Annotated in this window: 14 protein-coding genes and 1 pseudogene; 6 read left to right on the top strand and 9 right to left on the bottom strand. The window is 51.3% G+C overall.

Annotated elements, in window-relative coordinates; translation table 11 throughout:
• Positions 1-133: 133 nt before the first annotated feature.
• Both QOL41_RS00075 and metX read right to left on the bottom strand, forming a co-directional pair.
• Positions 134-1,015 carry a YicC/YloC family endoribonuclease gene (locus QOL41_RS00075; protein WP_163438388.1) on the bottom strand — a complete coding sequence of 294 codons (882 nt, stop codon included), beginning with the start codon at positions 1,013-1,015 and terminating at the stop codon, positions 134-136.
• An 82-nt stretch (positions 1,016-1,097) separates the two neighbouring features.
• Positions 1,098-2,900, bottom strand: coding sequence for a homoserine O-acetyltransferase MetX (metX, locus tag QOL41_RS00070; RefSeq protein ID WP_283428154.1), 1,803 nt, complete (start codon positions 2,898-2,900; stop codon positions 1,098-1,100).
• Between the two features lie 270 nt (positions 2,901-3,170).
• Here metX and fabV point away from each other — a divergent pair, with 270 nt between their 5' ends.
• Positions 3,171-4,376, top strand: a complete 1,206-nt coding sequence (gene fabV / locus QOL41_RS00065) for an enoyl-ACP reductase FabV (protein WP_283428153.1) — start codon at positions 3,171-3,173, stop codon at positions 4,374-4,376.
• Positions 4,377-4,438: 62 nt separating this feature from the next.
• On the opposite strand, the gene QOL41_RS00060 is transcribed toward fabV, so the two are convergent.
• From QOL41_RS00060 to QOL41_RS00045, 4 genes are read right to left on the bottom strand one after another with little or no spacing between them, the layout of a single operon-like run.
• Positions 4,439-5,389, bottom strand: coding sequence for an asparaginase (locus QOL41_RS00060; RefSeq protein ID WP_283428152.1), 951 nt, complete (start codon positions 5,387-5,389; stop codon positions 4,439-4,441).
• A gap of 19 nt (positions 5,390-5,408) precedes the next feature.
• Positions 5,409-6,395 (bottom strand): tetratricopeptide repeat protein, encoded by a 987-nt coding sequence (locus tag QOL41_RS00055; protein ID WP_283428151.1) that lies wholly within the window; start codon positions 6,393-6,395, stop codon positions 5,409-5,411.
• Positions 6,392-6,958 carry a DUF4416 family protein gene (locus QOL41_RS00050; RefSeq protein ID WP_283428150.1) on the bottom strand — a complete coding sequence of 189 codons (567 nt, stop codon included), beginning with the start codon at positions 6,956-6,958 and terminating at the stop codon, positions 6,392-6,394. Before QOL41_RS00050 ends, QOL41_RS00055 begins: the two co-directional genes overlap by 4 nt.
• A gap of 5 nt (positions 6,959-6,963) precedes the next feature.
• Complete coding sequence (locus tag QOL41_RS00045) at positions 6,964-8,238, bottom strand: zinc metalloprotease (protein WP_283428149.1); 1,275 nt, start codon at positions 8,236-8,238, stop codon at positions 6,964-6,966.
• Between the two features lie 67 nt (positions 8,239-8,305).
• Between QOL41_RS00045 and QOL41_RS00040 the strand changes: the two genes are divergently transcribed.
• Complete coding sequence (locus QOL41_RS00040) at positions 8,306-10,669, top strand: DNA internalization-related competence protein ComEC/Rec2 (RefSeq protein ID WP_283428148.1); 2,364 nt, start codon at positions 8,306-8,308, stop codon at positions 10,667-10,669.
• Here QOL41_RS00040 and QOL41_RS00035 read toward each other — a convergent pair whose 3' ends face one another.
• Positions 10,670-11,377, bottom strand: coding sequence for a hypothetical protein (locus QOL41_RS00035; RefSeq protein ID WP_173652820.1), 708 nt, complete (start codon positions 11,375-11,377; stop codon positions 10,670-10,672).
• 46 nt (positions 11,378-11,423) lie between these two features.
• Here QOL41_RS00035 and hisC point away from each other — a divergent pair, with 46 nt between their 5' ends.
• Both hisC and hisN read left to right on the top strand, forming a co-directional pair.
• Positions 11,424-12,515 carry a histidinol-phosphate transaminase gene (gene hisC, locus QOL41_RS00030; protein ID WP_283428147.1) on the top strand — a complete coding sequence of 364 codons (1,092 nt, stop codon included), beginning with the start codon at positions 11,424-11,426 and terminating at the stop codon, positions 12,513-12,515.
• A gap of 14 nt (positions 12,516-12,529) precedes the next feature.
• On the top strand, positions 12,530-13,342 hold the full coding sequence (gene hisN, locus QOL41_RS00025; RefSeq protein WP_283428146.1) for a histidinol-phosphatase: 813 nt from the start codon (positions 12,530-12,532) through the stop codon (positions 13,340-13,342).
• A gap of 74 nt (positions 13,343-13,416) precedes the next feature.
• On the opposite strand, the gene QOL41_RS00020 is transcribed toward hisN, so the two are convergent.
• Positions 13,417-15,969 (bottom strand): ATP-dependent Clp protease ATP-binding subunit, encoded by a 2,553-nt coding sequence (locus tag QOL41_RS00020; protein ID WP_283428145.1) that lies wholly within the window; start codon positions 15,967-15,969, stop codon positions 13,417-13,419.
• A gap of 361 nt (positions 15,970-16,330) precedes the next feature.
• Positions 16,331-16,855, bottom strand: coding sequence for a hypothetical protein (locus tag QOL41_RS00015; RefSeq protein ID WP_283428144.1), 525 nt, complete (start codon positions 16,853-16,855; stop codon positions 16,331-16,333).
• Between the two features lie 74 nt (positions 16,856-16,929).
• On the opposite strand from QOL41_RS00015, the gene QOL41_RS00010 reads away from it, so the two are divergent.
• Positions 16,930-17,529, top strand: a complete 600-nt coding sequence (locus QOL41_RS00010) for a fibrobacter succinogenes major paralogous domain-containing protein (protein ID WP_283428143.1) — start codon at positions 16,930-16,932, stop codon at positions 17,527-17,529.
• Positions 17,530-17,900: 371 nt separating this feature from the next.
• Positions 17,901-18,265 (top strand): annotated as a pseudogene (locus QOL41_RS00005) (InlB B-repeat-containing protein); the annotation flags it as partial.

Genomic DNA, 18,265 nt, shown 5'->3' with positions numbered 1-18,265 from the left:
AAAAGAAAGGCGCTCCACGGAGCGCCTTTTTTAATGGTTTGAAATGTGTCGCGATTATGCGATGTGGCGCTACTTTGTAGCGCGCCTCGCTCGGCTCGGTCATGGGCAAGCAAGCTTGCCCGCAACACTCGCCTTAAGCGATGTTGAGGCTCTGTTCGCGGATACATTCGACTTCGTTCTTGAGCTCGATAGCAAGGGCGGCGATGTCGGCACTCTGGCACTTTGTGCCGAGGGTGTTGGCTTCGCGGCCCATTTCTTGCAGAATGAATCCGAGGTTCTTGCCTTGAGCGCCGCCTTCCTTGAGGGCGTTCAAGAAAAGCTTGTTGTGACTGCGGAAGCGCGTGATTTCTTCGTGGATGTCGAGTTTGTCTGCCATGATGCAGGCTTCCTGCAGCAGGCGGACGTCGTCGATTTCGCTATCCTTCAAGAGCACGTTGATGCGTTCCTTGAACTTGTCTTTCCAGACTTCGATGCGCTGCGGGTCAAGAACTTCAATCTTGTCGAGAACGGCGTTCAAGTGATTCACGCGGCCTTCGAGATCGCGGGCGAGGTTGGCGCCTTCCTTGGCACGCATTTCGTTCACCTGATCGAGAGCCTTGTCGAGTTCGGCAGCGAGGTGCTTTTCAAGCGCGTCGGAGTCGGCGTCGGCATCGGTGAATTGCAAAACTTCGGGGAGGGCCAGAATATGTTCCAGCTGGATGTCGCCTGCAATGTGGTATTTCAGCTGCATGGCGTGCGTGATTTCGACAAACTTTTTGATGGCGGCGTCGTTGTAGGAAACGGGAATGTTTCCGCCCGTGCCTGCGCCAAGCGTTACGCTAAAGATGACCGAACCGCGGACCAGCTTATCCTTAATCTGGTTCTTGAAACTATTTTCGAGGTAGGCCAGGTTCTTGGGCAACTTGCAAGAGATATCCAGAAAGCGGTTATTCACGCTGCGGACTTCAATCACGCAACTTGCGCCCTGGTACATGGACTCGCTCTTCCCAAACCCCGTCATCGATAAAATAGCCATAATTAATCCCTAAATTTATTTCTTGCTCACTTTATAAGACCGTTCGCACATTCGTTGCTCACTCTCGCAATCGTCCCAAACTTTACGTTTGGGACTTTTTGCTCACCATAGCAATCACGTGTTCAGCGCCGAAGGTCGTGAGGCCAATAGCCGTCAGGAACTTGCTGAACTTGTGTTCGTTCTGGTAATGAATGGTTTCGACCTTCAGGCCTTCCTTTTCACAAAGAGTATAGAAATCTTTGAGCGTGAGCACACGGATGTTCGGCGTGTCATACCATTCGTAAGGCAATTCCTTGGACTTCGGCATGCGACCGCGCAGCATCAGGCTTCCGCGAGTTGTCCAGTGGCCGAAATTCGGGAAGGTCACGATGGCGCGCTTGGCCACACGCAAGAGCTCGTTCAAGAGGGCGACCGGGTCGCGGATTTCTTGAATGGTGCGGTTGATAATCGCATAGTCGAAGCTATTGTCTTTGAAGTCGCTGATTCCACTTTCGTCGAGGTCGCGTTGGATCACGGGCACATCGTTTTCAAGGCAATCCATGATGCTCTTGAAGTTGCGTTCGATGCCGAGAACTTCAACATGCTTTTTCTTGTTCAAAAAGTCGAGCAGTTCGCCGTTACCGCAGCCGAGGTCAAGCACCTTGCTGTTTTCCTTGACGAGGCTTCCGATGTAGTCGAAGTCTTCGGTGTCATGGAATACCGGCATGACCTGCGTATCGGTCGAGGTCGGAATAATTTTGCTGTCGAGGAAACGGCCCACGGCCTTTCCGAGGTCGCCGACTTCGATAAGGAAGCCGTCGTGACCGAATTGCGTGTCGAGTTCGAGGCTCGTAACGACCTTGCCGGCATTCAAGAGTGCGCTTGTAATACGGCGTGATTCATGCGGCGGGAAAAGCCAGTCGGTGCTGAGATTCACGTTCAGGAATTCCGCCTTCACGTCTTTGAATGCGGCCTCTAAAGAACCGTATTCCGTTTCGAGATCGAAACTGTCGGTAGCGTGTGCAATGTGCAGGTAGCTGTTGGCGTCGAAGCGGTCCACGAATTTGGCACCCTGATAACGCAGGTAGCTTTCGAGCGGAAGATTTAGATCGAAAGGCGTGCTGTAGGTGACTGCGTGGTTGCGGCTTTCCTGGTCTTGTGCGCGCTTGAACTTTTGTTCCATGCCCACAGCGCTGAGATAGGTAATGTGGGCGAGTTTGCGGGCGTTCGAAAGGCCGACATCGGGGTGGGCGGATTCGTAGTAGTCGCCACCGTTGAAGTTCGGGTCTTGAGTAATCACATCGCGGGCGACGATTTCAAAACCGAGGGCCTGACTGCTGAAACGCGGAGAGCTTGCAATCACAATGCAACGGCGTACAAGGTCCGGGTAGTAAATGGCCCATTTCATGGCTTGGAAACCACCCATGGAACCACCGATTACGCAGCAGAGCTGATCGATGCCGAGTCCCTTGGCGAGTTCACGCTGGGCGTTCACCATGTCGCCGATGGTAATCATCGGGAAGGTGCTGCCGTAAGGCTTGCCGGTGCGCGGGTTAATGGAGGCGGGGCCAGTTGTGCCTTTGCAACCACCCAAAATGTTACTGCACACGACAAAGAATTTGTCTGTGTCGACCGGTTTTCCGGGGCCAATCAAGGCGTCCCACCAACCGGGTTTCTTGTCGTTTTCGGTATAGTATCCGGCTACGTGGGCATCGGCCGTTAACGGGGAACACACCCAGACTACGTTGCTCTTGTCTGCGTTCAGTGTTCCGTACGTTTCGTAACGGATAGTCAGCGCCGGGAGTGTCTTACCACACTCCAGCATGAAGCCCTGTTCGCCATAATCTTTTTCGAAAGTCTGGGGAACTACGGGGCCGACGCTGTTTTTATGCAAAAATTCACTCATATGCATAAATTTAGAAAATGGTTGCCCAAATTAGGGCTAAATAATGAACAATGACTAATTAAAAATGAAGAAAAACGAAGAATATTGTTTAAATGGTGATATTTAGTTATAGCTTTTATTTATGGCTTGGCTCAAACTTTCAAAAAGGTTATAAAATTACTTTTTCCTTACAAAAAGGACGGGGAAGGCTCCAAAAGGGTTCAAAAAAGGGCCTCTCTTTGCTACATTTGGCGCGGTTTGTAAACAAATAGTTAAGAAAGAGGTGTAAAGATGGTAATTGAACCGATGATCCGCAGCAATATGTGCGTGAATGCCCACCCTCAGGGTTGCGCCATGGATGTGAAGCGCCAAATTGAATACGTACAAAAGAAGCGCGCTGAACGCGGAACCCTGAAAGATGCTCCGGAAACGGTTCTTGTGCTTGGTTGCTCGACAGGTTATGGACTTGCTAGCCGAATTTCTGCAGCCTTTGAATTTGGTGCAGCAACAATCGGCGTGTCGTTTGAAAAAGAAGGTACTGATGAACCTCGCCAGAAATCGGGTACACCTGGCTGGTATAACAACATGGCTTTTGACAAGTTCGCTCATGAAGCAGGCCTCGAAGCGGTAACGTTTAATGGCGATGCATTCTCCCATGAAATGCGCAAGAACGTGATTGATACGTTGAACAAGATGGGTCGTAAGGTCGATTTGTTGGTATATAGCGTGGCATCGAGCGTGCGCGTGGATCCGGACAACGGAACGCTTTATCGTAGCGTGTTGAAGCCGATTGGCGAAACCTTCTCGGGTGCAACGATTGACTGCATGACCGGTAAAATCAGCACAATTAGCGCAGAGCCCGCCAACGAAGAAGAAATGGCAAACACCGTGAAGGTGATGGGTGGCGAAGATTGGGCTCTTTGGATTCGTCAGCTTAAGGCTGCTGGCGTGCTTGCCGAAGGTGTAAAGACGGTTGCCTATTCTTACATTGGCCCGGCTTTGTCGCATGCGATTTACCGCGACGGTACGATTGGTGGCGCCAAGAAGCACTTGGAAGCAACTGCTAGGGAACTTGACGCAGAACTTCAGAAGGAATTAAAGGGCGAAGCCTATGTGTCGGTGAATAAGGGCTTGGTCACGCGCTCTAGTGCCGTGATTCCTATTATCCCGCTGTACCTTTCGGTGCTCTTTAAGGTGATGAAGGAACAGGGTAGTCACGAAGGTTGCATTGAACAGATGGAACGCTTGATGAACGAACGTCTTTATACGGGTAGTGCTGTTCCGACGGATGAAAACCACCTGATTCGTATTGACGATTGGGAATTGGACCCGAAGGTGCAAGAAGAAGTGAACAAGCGCATGGCGACCATCACGCAGGAAAATCTTGCTCAGGTGGGCGACTTGGAAGGCTACCGTCACGACTTCTTGGCAACCAATGGTTTTGACATCGAAGGCGTAGATTACAGCGCCGACGTGAAGAGCGTCGAGACGATTTAATTCGTGTTTTATGTTGTGAAGCTAAAAAGGCGCGGGTAAAACCGCGTCTTTTTTATGGTCTTTTATAGGGCGAAAACGCGCTTGATATCGTCGGTGCGGCTAGTTTGCGTGAGCACGAGTTTCAGGAGGACTGCTGCCTTTTGCGGGGCGAGGCGACCGGCGCAAATGCGGCCGGGCGCAAGTGACTTGTTCAGAGTCACAAGTCCGTGATGAGTGCGGCTTGCAATGACGACCGGAATGTCGATGTTTTCAAGGACTTTCGCCCACGCAAGGCTGAATTCACCCGAGCCTGCGCCTGCAATCACGAGGCCGTCGGAAACGCAGGCGGCGTATTCCAGAATTTTCGGATTCGCGTCTACGGTAAAGTAGACTACATTGACGCGGGGGAGGCTTTCGAACTTGGAAACATCAAAGAAGTTCTGTTCCTTGAGGGCATTCCAATTGGAGCCTTCGCCGGGAGCGTTGACGCCCATGGCATTAATCGCCGAGGCAGAGCATTTTTGCACATTGCGTGCATCAAAGAGTTCGCCAGCAAAATACACCCACACTAAATTTGCCGGAGGGTCGTCATCGACGGCAAAGCCTGCGGCGGCACGAACGGCACCGAGTAAGTTTTCGGGACCATCTGGATTTTTGGCGGTGGCGGGCTTCATGGATCCGGTTACAATGACGGCTTTTTCGCACTTGACAGTCAGACTGATAAAGTAGGCGGTTTCGTCCATGGTGTCGGTGCCGTGAGTCACGACGATTCCATCGACAGATTCGTCTTCTTGCAGTTCCGTGATGCGGTTTGAAAGCTTAATCCAGAGCTTGTCCGTGATGTCGTCGGAATTTACGTTGCAAATCTGCTCGGTTGTAATTTCGGCGTAGTCCGAAAGCTCGGGCACGGATTTGACTAGGTCTTCGGCAGAGATTTGCCCGGACACGTAGCCCGTATTTTTGCCGGGTTCACCGACGCCTGCGATGGTGCCGCCGGTTGCAAGAATCACGATGTGTTTTTTGCGATTTGCCATAAGAACTCCGCTGCCAAAATTACCTTACTTCGTCGAGCAACTGTTGCGTTGTTACGCCATAGAATTTCTGGAGGGCTTCTTCGTCGCCCAATTGCCGCATGTTTTGAATATAATCTCTAAAGTGTACAAGGCTTGCGTTGCGTGCTAAAAGTCGTTCGACCATGGCCTGCGAATACCAGTAGAGTTTGACTGCCGCCGAAGTGTTGTTTTCGTTCACGAACGGCGTCGTAAGTGCTTCGATACTGGGGGCGCCGCCTTCGGGCCTTGCCATGCCCGTGCGAGATGCATCAATCACTTGGGCAATGCCCTCGTTGACCCACAGCGGTACATGATGGCGCGTCATGGCGCGTACAAACGCGTGCGTCAACTCGTGGAAGAACATCGGGCGGTAAATTTCACGGTAGGCCATCACGTTCACCGGAATGCGTAATTTGCCGTCGAATACGGCCCCCACCCATTCTGGGCGCGGCCCGATTCCTTGGTATTGCGACGATTCGTAAAGAACCAAGTGCATTTTGTTTTCGGGGTGGAAATCGAATAGCCTGCAAAGCGAATCGTAGGCCACTTCAAGAACCGAGAGCGCTTCCATTACATCGCTGCGGGAAGGGCGACCTTCGAATTCCACGCGGAAATGCATAGATCGTTCCAACTGCAATTCGGCCATTTCTCGCATCAGCGATTCAGATTTCTGCTTAAGGAAATCCAGGTCTTCATGCTTAAAATTGCGCGACTGAGCGTAGGCGATGCAGTCTTCGTAGCGTTCTTGCTCGAAAAGGATTCCTGCTAAGTGCAGTTGCAAATTTTGGTCATCAGGCGTTTCTTTGAGGAGCGTGCGCACATTCTTTTCGGCGCAGTTCCATTCGGCCATTTCAAGGCATTCGTTTGTCTCGGCGATTAACGCTTCGTGCTTATCGAAAGCTTCTTTGGCCGCCGACTGTTGCATGAACCAGCGGACACCAATAAGCAAGACGATGACGCCTACGACAATCGAGATCAGATTTTTCAAAGCCTAACCGCCGTTTCGTTAGAAGAATCTTTCCCGCTGCCGGCCTTCTTGTAGCGCTCGCGAATAAGCTGTAAGTCATGCTGGTAGGGATTGCGCTTGAAGTCTTCGAAAGCCCATGCCGTTGGGTGGAATTGTCCTTTCGCGTACGTCAAGAGCATGTCGAGCCACACGCCGTTGCCGGCGTAAAGTTTGAAGGGCCCTCGCTTGTAGCTCGGGAGCACGACCTTGTCCAAGTCCATGTAGCCGATGTCAATATTTACTCTGCGGGCGTTGGGATCCGACGCTTGCGCCATGGTGAGTTCCAAGGCGTTGCTACGTTCCTTTTCGAGGGCTATCGTTTCAGGCGGAATCGTACATTCGAACGAAAGTACGCCGCGGTACAGGCCTTCGCCCATTTCGGGGGTGTAATAAGGCGTTTTGTCGAAAGCAAAAAGTTTCCCTTTGTGGCGGATTTTTCCCCATGTCCGTTCCAAGGCGTCAATAACCTCGGGGAGCCATTCGGCACCGGGTTGCAAGACAAATGCTAAAAGTTGTGCGTTTTCAGAAAATTGCGATGCTTTCATAAAAATCAGTGGGGGAAAATCATCAAGTTACGGCGGATAATGTCAAGTTGCTGTTCGCTAAACTGGAGGTCTACATTGTCTACGGTAACGGGGAACATGTAGTTGCTTGCATCCGGGCAATCTTCGACCTCGAACGAAGAGCCTGCGGAAATTCGGATACGGGGCATTAAATGTCTGTATTGAATGTCCGATTTTTGAAGTTTCATGAGGTTTACGGTTGCCTCGCCAATGCAAGAGGGCGTGTCATCAAGTCCGTCATCGATGTTTGAATAATCGCCAAAATCGTAGCCCATGAAGATATTTTCAATGTCTGCCTGAGTTGCAGTCGTGTGGCGGAGCCCAAAGAAGTGCCCTGTTTCGTGTAGAGCAGTTTCGATAATTCCTCGCATATCGATTTTTTCTTCGCCAATAAGAGTCTTGATGTGTGTGCCGAGAACGACCGTGCTTCCGACTCCCGAGCCAAGATTTGCACTGAACAGGTTCGAATAGCCCAAAATGCCTTCGTTGTCGATAAAATGAACTAAAGTGATGTCTAAGGCGTATTCGATTCCTGGCCAACCGCCTAATTCAGAAAGCATCACATCATCCGAAGAACGCCCTGCAATCCATGGTGCGTTTGCCGGGTATTTTTTACCCAATTTCGGGTGGGATTCGGCGCGATTGATGTACAATGTGTCGATGGTTACCGAGGAGTAATGTTTGCGGTATTCGGCGAGTAGATTCGAGGCGAGTTCGTCAACGGAATAGTCTTCAAGGTCTTCTTCAATATTGCCGACCAAAATCAAGTTGATTGAAAAATGGTCAGAATAGGCGCCGTCGCCGGTGAAAAGAATGTTTGAAACGCGGCCCGGATAGAATGTCTTGTCCAGAATTAAAGAGGTTGCCCACAGAGTGCTTTCGCGTTCTTCGCAGACAAAACTGTAGACGTATCGACCATTTTGGATATCAGGGTCTAGCGTGCGGACCATTTTGGCGTGCAGTTCTTCGCCGTCATCGGTGGTGTAAATTCTAAAAAGCTGGAGCTTGGGTGCTTCAAAATTGGGGTCTATGTCAAACGATAGCTGGTAAGTTGCCTTGGGATGAACCGTCAGCGTGATACCATGGGCAAGGTTTGCGGCCGAAGAATCGTTGCGGGCATAGTCATTGGGGTGAAGGCCAAAGGCAAGTCCGCTATCCGGGTAAAGGATAAATTCCTGTGAAGAGTCATCTCCACAGCCGGCAACGAGAAGCGCTAAGCCTAAAAATAATAATGCACGAAATTTTTTACAAAAATTTTTCATAAAAACAGGTTCCATTGCCCCAAAAAAAGCGTGTATAGGATAGGACTCTTTTAAGGGCTTTATAACAATGAAATCTAGCAAAAAAAATAAAATTCTGACCGATTTGCAAAACTTACTCACCCCGCTCATGGGAAAACCCGCGTTGTTGAGCGCGATTGTCATCACGATTATTTTTGCAGGAATAGACGAACCGATGTATGCCTGCTTTTTATGGCCTATTTTAGGGCTCGTGACGCATGTTTTTAAAAGGTCGCTCCAATGGGTGGTCTTGATTAGCATAGTGGTGGCGATTGTGGCTCATGAGTTTTCGGTGAGTCAACAAGAAAAGAATTCGCCTGCGGCAGGTGCTTTGACCACGGCTTGCGGGATTGTTGAGACGGCGCAATCCAAAAAAAGTGGAATGGCTATCGTGATTCGTACGACTCAGACGATGGCGGGCGAGTCTCTTGAGCCTTATCGTGTTCGACTGACTGAAAAACGCTCGTTGCCCGAGTACCCCATGCCAGGCGATTCTCTGTGTTACGAGGCTTCGTATTACCCGGTTTTACCGCCTACAGTGCCGGGGGCATTCGATACCAAAGGGTGGCTTAAGTCGCAAGGACTCTTGGCGTACGGAAAATTTGTCCATTGGACCGTTTTCAGTGAAACTTGGGTGCCGGAACGCAGTTTTTATCATTTTCGCAAGTGGATTGCGTCGAGGTTTAGCGATTATCTGGATCCGTCTGAAACAGGCTTGTTGCTTGGGCTTTTGGCGGGGGACCGCGGGGGCATTCCCGATGCTTTGCGCAGTGATTTTCAGCGCTCGGGGCTTGTGCATGTTTTAGCGATAAGTGGTTTTCATGTGGTGCTCTTGGCGGGCATGCTGATGATTTTCTTGAAGGCAACTGGGCTTCCGCATCGAGTGGTGCGCATTTTGGCGATTGCGCTTTTGTTCTTGTACATTCCTGTGACCGGCGGATCGCCCGCCGTAAGGCGGGCGGTGCTCATGTTCGCCGTGCCGCAGGTCGGCGCATTGTTCCAAAGGACTGCGAATACATTGAATAGCCTGGGGGTCGCTCTCCTTTTTATTATGATTCCGGAGCCTTCTGTTATCTGGAATCCTGGTTTCCAGCTGTCGGTGGCGGCGACCATGGGCATTCTGATGGGCGGCTCTTGGAATCCGCTTAAGAAATTGCCCGATGAACTTCGTAAGAATAAGTGGTGGGCCCGCTTGCAGGCATTTGTGGTGGAGCCGACTTACGTGACTCTGTGCGCCACACTTTCGACGGCTCCATTTTTGATTCACCATTTCAAGACGCTTTCTCCGTTTGCGTGGCTTGGCAATATTGTGGTGGTGCCTGCGATTTCGATGGGCATGCAGGCGGGACTTTTTGCGTTGCTCTCGCCGATTGATTTACTGCGGGAACATTTTTGTTATGCGGCGCGATTCTTTTTACGGCTGGCATCGCTCTTGACGCGCTTGCTGTCGGATTCTTCGCAGGCCTCTGTGACTGTTGGGCCGTTTGACCCCTCCATATTGCTTTTGTGCGGGGCGTTGATAGTCTTGGTTCCTGTTGCAAGCAAGAACCGAGTCGCTAGGCGGTTTTCGCTTTGTTGCATGCTCCTTTTTGCAATCGTTTTCGCATACAAAGGATACTATGCTATTCTAAAACCGAGCTGGAAACTGACGGCCATCGATATCGGGCAGGGCGATAGCCTTTTGCTCACGACACCTTCGGGCTCGCATATTCTGGTGGATGCGGGCGATATCAAACGGCAAGATTCCGGGAAAGATATCATCGTTCCGTACCTGCACCATATCGGGGCTTCCAAGCTAGATGCTTTAGTCATCACGCATGCAGACCAAGACCATTTCGGCGGCGCAGAATCAATCATCAAGATGTTTCCGGTCAAGGAACTCTGGATAACGGAATGCGCAAGAATCGATGAAAAAGAAAACTGGCAACGGGTGGTTTCTGAAGCCTACCGGCGGGGAATTCTAATTCGCGACATTTCTCGCGGAATCTTGTACAAAGAAAACTTCTTTGAAATCAAGGTGCTCCATCCAGATACCAAGCGTTGTGTCGATGCGAATACACAAAGTATTGCGTTTCGGGCAAAGGGACTCGGGCATTCCGCTTTGCTGACGGGCGACTTGACGGTGCAAGGCGAAAAAGAAATCATGAAAACCGATGCGTACCTGAAAAGCGATGTGCTCAAGCTCGGACATCACGGATCAAAAACATCAAGCAGTCGCAAGTTCTTGAATCAGGTGGAACCAAAGCTAGCCCTTATTTCGAGCGGGCGCAAGAACCGGTTCCGCCATCCGAGCAAGCAGGTAATTCAAAGGCTTGATTCTCTCAAGATTCCGTATTTGAATACGGCAGAAAAGGGAACAATAGAAATCCTCTTTCGAAAGGATTCCATGCTCGTAAATACAATGTGGGAATAATTACAAGGCGGTCTGCACGTACAGACCGATGCTCTTTTGGTCGTTGTTTTCTTCTTGCATGACACCGATGTCGAATTCCAGGCGCACGCGGGTTCCGCCAAAGGCCAGTTCAAGCTTCGGAATAATGTCAACCATAAAGTCGTCGCGCAAGTGGCCAATGCTTCCGCTCGAGGTGATTTCGATCATACAAAGAAAGCTTTTGCCAAAGTGCAGTGTCGGAATGGTGCCGAGGGCGAATTTCACGTAACCGTCTTCGCCGGTAACGCCTTCGAAAAAGCCGGCGCGGGCTTCGTAGGAGTTCGAAAAATTGCTTGCAATGTAGACTTCTTTGCCGTAGGTCAACACCAAGGCGCTACCGTTATTGCGGTTGAGTCCGAAATAGCCGTCCAATTCGATAAAACGGCCTGCACCCATACGGTATCTACCACCGAGGTCAATGGATGCTTCCAAGTTGTCCATTTTGTTGTAGGTGTACATGTCCACCTTGACACCAAGTTCCCATTCTTTGTTGAGTGAACCCAAAATGTTGACCGGGAATAGAACGTTGCTGCCAAAGTCAGAACGCATGCCGATTCCTGCACCGAACCTAGGTGCGGGCCTTGCATCGGGGCCAAGGGTATAGCGCATGTTCCAAATACGGTCTAAAGCGAATGCGTTTTGAATGCAAAGGCTTATTAACACAAAAATAATGAAATGGGAAATTTTCATGAGTCCCAATTTAGCTAAATTTTAGGCGCAAAAAAAAGAGGATATCATGATTGATCCGCGTCCAGAGCTTTTGAAACTTTCTGATTACGTTCCCGGCAAATCCATGGATGAAATCCGTGCGAAGTACGGGCTTACGAAAGTCGTTAAATTGGCTTCGAACGAAAACCCGCTCGGAGCTTCCCCGAAGGCGGTCGAAGCCTACCACGAAATTGCGGACGCATTGCACTTGTACCCGCGTGGTGATGCTCCCAAGCTGATTAATGCCATCGCTGATTTTTACGGTGTGAACACCAACCAGATTGTGATTGGTAACGGTTCCGACGAAATCATCGACATGGTGGGCAAGGCTTTCATTCGTCAGGGTGACAACTGTATCGGCATCACGCCGACGTTCTCGGTCTACAAGTTTACGACGCTTTCGAACGGTGCTGACTTTATCGGTGTCGGTGTGGGCGACCAGAAGACTCCGCTTTCGGAACTTTTGAAGGTGGTGAATGATAAGACTCGCGTGGTCTTTATCTGCAGCCCGAACAACCCGACTGGCGTTTACTATAACAAGCAGGAATTGATTGAATTCCTGGATAAGGTTCCGAGCAACGTGCTTGTATTCCTCGATCAGGCTTATTCTGAATTTGCAACTGCCGAAGATTACCCCGTGCTGATAGACATGCTTGACAAGTATAAGAACTTGTTCATCAACCGCACGTTCAGTAAGATTTACGGCCTCGCGGGCCTTCGCATTGGTTATGCTATGGCAAATGCCGAAGTAATCAAGGCCATGTGGAAAATCAAGCCGCCGTTTGACGTGAACCAGGCTGCCCAAGTGGCTGCAATCGCGGCCCTTTCTGACAAGGAACACGTCAAGAAGACTCTCGAACTCAATGCCGAAGGTATCAAGTACCTGACTCCGGAATTCGAATCGCTTGGCTTCAAGGTGTTGCCGACTCAGGGTAACTTCATTTGTATTCACATTGGCCCTAAGGCGAAGGACCTCGTGCTGTTCCTCGAACAGAACGGCATGATCGTTCGTGGGCTCACCAGCTTTGGCCTGCCCGAACACATCCGCGTGACTCTCGGCAAGCGCGAAGAAAACGAACTCTTGGTTAGCCTCGTCAAAAAGTGGAAGGCTCAGGCTTAATTGCCGGAGGTGTTATGGCAGCGACTGCTGAAAATCAAGAGCTTTTGAAGATTGCGCTCAAGGCTGCAGACCTTGCTCAAGAAAATATCATGAAGTATTTTCAGGCAAGCGTTGGCGTGGAATGGAAAAAGGACAACACTCCTGTAACCATCGCTGACAAAAGCACCGAAGAAATCGCCCGCAAGTTCTGGGAAAAAGAAACTCCGGGCTTTGGCGTGATTGGCGAAGAATACGGAATTGAAAATCCCGATGCCGAATACCAATGGGTCATCGACCCGATTGACGGAACCAAGGCGTTTATTCATGGCGTGCCGTTATTCGGGACGCTGATAGCCTTGTACAAGAAGGGTACGCCGATTGCAAGTCTCATTCGCATTCCCGCGATGAATACGGCGGTCTGGGCGGTAAAAGATGGCGGCGCTTTCTTAGACGGCCGTGAAGTTAGCTGCTCCAAGGTTTCGACTCTTTCGGAATCGCTTGTGCTTTCGGGCACTGTGAATACCATGGAAACCGCGGGCTACGGCGAAAAGTACGCTGCCGTACGTCGGGCTGCTAGATTGCACCGCGGTTGGGGCGACTGCTACGGCTACTACTTGGTTGCCGCCGGCCGTGCCGAACTCATGATTGACCCTGTGGTTTCGTTGTGGGACATCGCCCCGTATCCGCTCCTGTTCAAGGAGGCGGGCGGCAAGTTCAGCACTATCGACGGCATCACGGAACTCTTCGATGCAAGCGGCAAGCCGGTAGCCCCGATTTACGAAGGCTACACGAGCATGGCCTCGAACGGACTGATTCACGACGAAGTCGCGAAAATCATGAAGCCGTAAAGACTCGGTAAAATATGATAGAAAAGACCCGCTTATAATAAGCGGGTCTTTCGTTTGGGGATTGGAGGAGAATTTTACTTCACCGTGAATGTAGCTCCGTCGTAGTCGATGGTTACGGGCTTTGCTGCACTCACTTCGCCAGCGAGGATGGCGTGGCTCAGCGGGCGTTCCACGTTCCGTTCCAGGTAACGCTGAATCGGGCGTGCGCCGAATTCCGGCTGGTAAGCGCCATCGGCGATGGCATCGAGCGCCTTGTCGGTCAGCGTGAGCTGCAAATCCTGACGGGCGGCGCGTTCGGCCAGACCCTTGAATTTGAGTTTCACGATGTCCTTGATCTGCGGCTTCGTGAGGCTCTGGAATACCAGCACTTCGTCCAAGCGGTTCAGGAATTCCGGACGGAAGAATCCGCGGAGTTCCGGCTCGATTTCCTTCAAGGTCACAGGCTTTGCATCACCCGCGCGGTTCTGGAAATGAGCGGCGCCCAGGTTCGACGTCATCAGAATCAAGGTGTTCTTGAAGTTCACGGTACGGCCCTTGCCATCGGTCAAACGACCGTCGTCAAGCACCTGCAACAGCGTATTGAACACGTCGGGGTGAGCCTTCTCGATTTCGTCGAGCAGAATCACGCAGTACGGATGCGTACGCACGGCTTCGGTCAGCTGGCCGCCTTCTTCGTAGCCCACGTATCCCGGAGGCGCACCAATCAAACGGCTGACACTGTGCTTTTCCATGTATTCACTCATGTCGATACGCACCAGGGCTGCTTCGCTGTCGAACAGTTCAGTCGAAAGCGCACGGGCAAGTTCCGTCTTGCCGACACCTGTCGGGCCAAGGAACAAGAAACTACCAATCGGCGCATTTTCGCGGCTAAGGCCACTACGGTTACGCAAGATGGCTTCGGAAACAGCCTCGACAGCTTCATCCTGGCCAATCACGCGGGCATGCAGGCGTTCGTCCAAGTGCAACAACTTGGCCTTTTCGCCTTCGCAAAGCTTGGTCACCGGAATTCCCGTCCAGCGGCTTACCACGAGGGCAATCGTCTCTTCGGTCACCTCTTCGCTCAAGTCGCCGTCGCTGGCGGACTTCCTGATTTCTTCAGTCTTCGCGGCGATTTCCTTTTCGAGGTTCACGATCTTGTTGTACTTGAGTTCGGCGGCGCGGTTCAAGTCGTAGCGGGCTTCAGCCTGCTCCATCTCGTCCTTCGCCTGCTGCAAAGACTTTTTAAGGCCCTGCAACTCGGCGTTTTTCGCACGGCGTTCCTGCCAGCGGTCCTGCATCAGCTTTACAGCCGCATCTGTCGTCGCGAGTTCTTCACGCAACTCTTTCAGGCGCTTTACGCTGGTGTCGTCGGTTTCCTTCGCCAAGGCCTGCTCCTCGATTTTCATCTGGAGTTCCTTACGCTGCAAGGTGTCCAAGGCTTCGGGCACGGTATCCATCTGCGTCTTCACAAGGCTTGCCGCCTCGTCAATCAGGTCAATAGCCTTGTCCGGCAAGAAACGGTCGCTGATGTAGCGGTTCGAAAGTTTTACCGCCGCCACAAGCGCGTTGTCGTGCAGACGCACGCCGTGGTGCGCATCGAATCCGTCCTTGATGCCACGCAGAATAGAAATCGATTCCTCTTCGCTCGGCTCGTCAACCTGCACGGGCTGGAAACGGCGTTCCAAGGCGGAATCCTTCTCGATGTACTTGCGGTATTCCTGCGTGGTGGTCGCACCGATGCAGTGCAGTTCACCACGGGCGAGCTTCGGCTTAAGCATGTTGCCCAAGTCCATGGAGCCTTCGGTCTTGCCCGCACCCACGATGGTGTGGATTTCGTCGATGAACAGCAAGGTATTGCCGTCTTCTTCGAGGGCGTCCAGCACGGCTTTCAAACGTTCTTCGAAATCGCCGCGGTACTTTGCGCCCGCCATCAAGGCAGACAAATCGAGCGCAAACAACTTCTTGCCCTTCAGAGCGTCAGGCACATCGCCGCGATAGATTCGCTCGGCGAGCCCTTCGACAATAGCGGTCTTACCCACGCCAGGTTCACCGACCAGGCACGGGTTGTTTTTCGTCTTTCGGCTCAAGATCAAGATGACGCGGCGGATTTCTTCTTCACGGCCAATCACCGGCGAAAGCTTTCCGTCGGCAGCCATTTCCACGAGTTCACGCCCGTACAATTTCAAGGGAGACTGTTCCTCGGCATTGGCGGCTCCCGCAAACGGGTCCGAAAGCCATGTTTCCACGACCTCGACGCTTCCCAAAGCATCTTCGAACACCTTCGCAAGGCCTCGGTCGCCCGAGAACTTCATCAAGGCCACGAGCATATCGCCCGGGGTCACCATACGGTTCACTTGGCGCGCCGCCTGCACGGAAGCACGCAAGATGCGGTTCAAGTCGTTATCCGGTTCCACGTCGGGGTTCACGCCTTCCATACGGGGAATCTTCTGCACGAACGGTTCCAGCTTGCCGCGGAGTTCGTTGGTCTTCGCGCCTTTGGATTTATAAAGTTTCTTCAGGGTGGCATCGGGGCCTTCGACTAGACCCACGGCCAAATGGGCCGCACCCAGGTAGGAATGCGAGCAACGGTCACGCAGGCTCTGCGCCTTGGCCAACACTTTTTCTGCATCGTTATTAAAATCGGACATAAAACCTCTCTTTTTTTACCGCCATACTATATGCAAAGGCCGTGCCAACGCCTCGAAATGTGAAAATTTGGCCGTTTTGGGCGTTTTTTTTGCCCCAAAACAGCAGTTTTATAACAACGCTATTGGGGGGTGTTTAATAAAAAAATGCCGTTTTTTCAAAAATTTACGCCATTTTGGCTCATTTTGAGACTGAAACGGGGGTCGGGGTGTTGTAAAGTACAACAACGCTTTGTAAGCTGCAAGTATACCTTTTGCTTGCATACGAATCTATCTTATGGATACGAAACCAAACATCCCAAACACCAACTACGGCATCCCTTGGGGGGGATGCCGTTAGTTTTTTATAGGGGTATTTCCTGAATTATTTCGAAAGGCACTGCGCCGATTTGAGCATTAGGTCGACTTCCAGCTTCTTTTGGTCTTCGAAAGCGGTTTTCATCAGGTCGCGCACGCTGTAATCTTTCTTGATCGAATTCAGCACGCATTCGCAGGTTGCTTTGTCCACGTCGCCGGCCTTCAGGCATTCCTTCACGAAGGCAATGTCTGTTTCGGCGGGGTAGTTCTGGGGAATGCACGGCTCGATAAAGTCGAATCCCCATTTTTGAAAGTCAATGTTTTCGCTGTTTATCGAACTCAGGATCCGGTTGATGAACTTGCTGTCTTTCACCATGCGGTCAAAAGCGCAATTGCAGGTCTTGTCGGCCTGGCTTGCACCGAGCCATTCCATGGACTGTGCGGTACACGATTGCACAAAGTTATCTTTGAAAATCGGGCTCTGCAGAATCGCCTTGAAAATCATCATGTCTTCCCCGGAATCGGCATCGGGGGCTGCAAGGCTCATGGCTACGGCGCATAGGATAGCGGCTGAAATTCGTTTGAAAAGCATAGGACTCCTTGAGTTTGGGTAGAAAATAGCAAAAAAGCTTGGGGGAGACCCCTTTATTATGCTATTTTTACACCATGAAATTCTGGCTGGTCTTGTTTGTTAGTTTGTTTGTAGTCTACGCCTCGGCGGCTCCCAAGTCTAAAAAGAAAAACGAGTTCAAGGACCCGCGCGACAAGCAGATGTATCGTACGGTGAAAATTGCCGGCCTCGAATGGCTGGGCGACAACCTGAATTACAAAACCGAGGGCAGTTTCTGCTACAAAGATGAAGACGACCAGTGCATGGTTTTCGGCAGGCTCTACACTTGGGATGCGGCCAAAAAGGCATGCCCCGCCGGGTTCCGCTTGCCGACTCACGCCGACTTTGAAAGCCTCTGGACTGCGGCAGGCGCCGACTTTAACGCGGGCTACTTGATTAAGGCTGATTACGGCTGGTCGGGCGACACCAACGGCAACGATACTCTCAAATTCTCGGCGATGCCTGCTGGCAACCGTTTCGACGACGAAACCTACGGCAATACCGCCAAATTCGCCTTCTTCTGGAGCTCCGACGATTCCTCCGAAGGCATTGCCCCGGGCTCTGCCCGTGTGTGGTATCTCACCAGCAAATCCATGGCATTTGGCTATATGTCCAAACCCAAGAACTTCGGATTCTCTGTACGGTGTGTTAGATGATAAAAGGGGGAAGAATCCCCCTGCTTGCAGCCCCGGCTTTAATCAGGCAATGGCCTTCACGATGTTTTTACCCGCTCAATGACAGACTGTTCGGCTTTACAGCCTCTCTCTCGCAATCGCCCTCGCTTAACGCTTGGGGCTTATTGCTCACAGACGGAAAAAACCGTAAATCGTTCGCTTGCTAAAAAACATTCGCTTCGGCCATTAGCATTTTTCGCCGGGTCTTCCAGCACCCTCTCTGCGGGCGCTCGCCGCCCCGCAACGCCCCGGCATTCTCCGCCTGTTGTCATGCTGACGAAGGTCAGCATCAGCATTCTCTGCCGAAAAATGCTAAATTCAGTCTGAATTCATGAGGTTACCGGAGGTCTTCTGTGAAATATTTTGCTGCGCTGTTGCTTTCTGCCGTTTTGTTTGTCGCTTGTGGCGATGACTCAAGTAGTTCTGCGCCTGTCCCGGACCCGAGTGAAGAATCATCTTCTTCTGTTGAAAAGACAAACGAATCTAGTTCCTCGGCAAAGCCTACTTCTAGTGAAGATAAACAGTCTTCTTCCTCTGTCAAAAAAGAAGATTCCAGCAGTAGCGTGGTAATTGCTTCTTCCTCTAGTGTAACGCCGAAGTCCAGTAGCAGCGAAGAAGTTAAGCAGTCTTCTTCAAGCGTTGTGGCTTCGAGCAGCAGCGTGGTGAAGTCGTCTAGCAGTTTTGTGAGAAAAGATTATACTAGCGCAGATCATTCGTA

The sequence above is a fragment of the Fibrobacter sp. UWB10 genome, assembly GCF_900182935.1.
GTDB lineage: Bacteria > Fibrobacterota > Fibrobacteria > Fibrobacterales > Fibrobacteraceae > Fibrobacter > Fibrobacter succinogenes_O.
The sequence above is the reverse complement of the archived record's forward strand: the minus strand, read 5'-3'. Positions and strand labels throughout refer to the sequence as shown.

Excerpts from the sequence above, each read along its gene's own strand:
- QOL41_RS00075 (WP_163438388.1), bottom strand. The coding sequence starts at position 1,015 with ATGGCTATTTTATCGATGACGGGGTTTGGGAAGAGCGAGTCCATGTAC.
- metX (WP_283428154.1), bottom strand. The coding sequence starts at position 2,900 with ATGAGTGAATTTTTGCATAAAAACAGCGTCGGCCCCGTAGTTCCCCAG.
- fabV (WP_283428153.1), top strand. The coding sequence starts at position 3,171 with ATGGTAATTGAACCGATGATCCGCAGCAATATGTGCGTGAATGCCCAC.
- QOL41_RS00060 (WP_283428152.1), bottom strand. The coding sequence starts at position 5,389 with ATGGCAAATCGCAAAAAACACATCGTGATTCTTGCAACCGGCGGCACC.
- QOL41_RS00050 (WP_283428150.1), bottom strand. The coding sequence starts at position 6,958 with ATGAAAGCATCGCAATTTTCTGAAAACGCACAACTTTTAGCATTTGTC.
- QOL41_RS00045 (WP_283428149.1), bottom strand. The coding sequence starts at position 8,238 with ATGAAAAATTTTTGTAAAAAATTTCGTGCATTATTATTTTTAGGCTTA.
- QOL41_RS00040 (WP_283428148.1), top strand. The coding sequence starts at position 8,306 with ATGAAATCTAGCAAAAAAAATAAAATTCTGACCGATTTGCAAAACTTA.
- QOL41_RS00035 (WP_173652820.1), bottom strand. The coding sequence starts at position 11,377 with ATGAAAATTTCCCATTTCATTATTTTTGTGTTAATAAGCCTTTGCATT.
- hisC (WP_283428147.1), top strand. The coding sequence starts at position 11,424 with ATGATTGATCCGCGTCCAGAGCTTTTGAAACTTTCTGATTACGTTCCC.
- hisN (WP_283428146.1), top strand. The coding sequence starts at position 12,530 with ATGGCAGCGACTGCTGAAAATCAAGAGCTTTTGAAGATTGCGCTCAAG.
- QOL41_RS00020 (WP_283428145.1), bottom strand. The coding sequence starts at position 15,969 with ATGTCCGATTTTAATAACGATGCAGAAAAAGTGTTGGCCAAGGCGCAG.
- QOL41_RS00015 (WP_283428144.1), bottom strand. The coding sequence starts at position 16,855 with ATGCTTTTCAAACGAATTTCAGCCGCTATCCTATGCGCCGTAGCCATG.
- QOL41_RS00010 (WP_283428143.1), top strand. The coding sequence starts at position 16,930 with ATGAAATTCTGGCTGGTCTTGTTTGTTAGTTTGTTTGTAGTCTACGCC.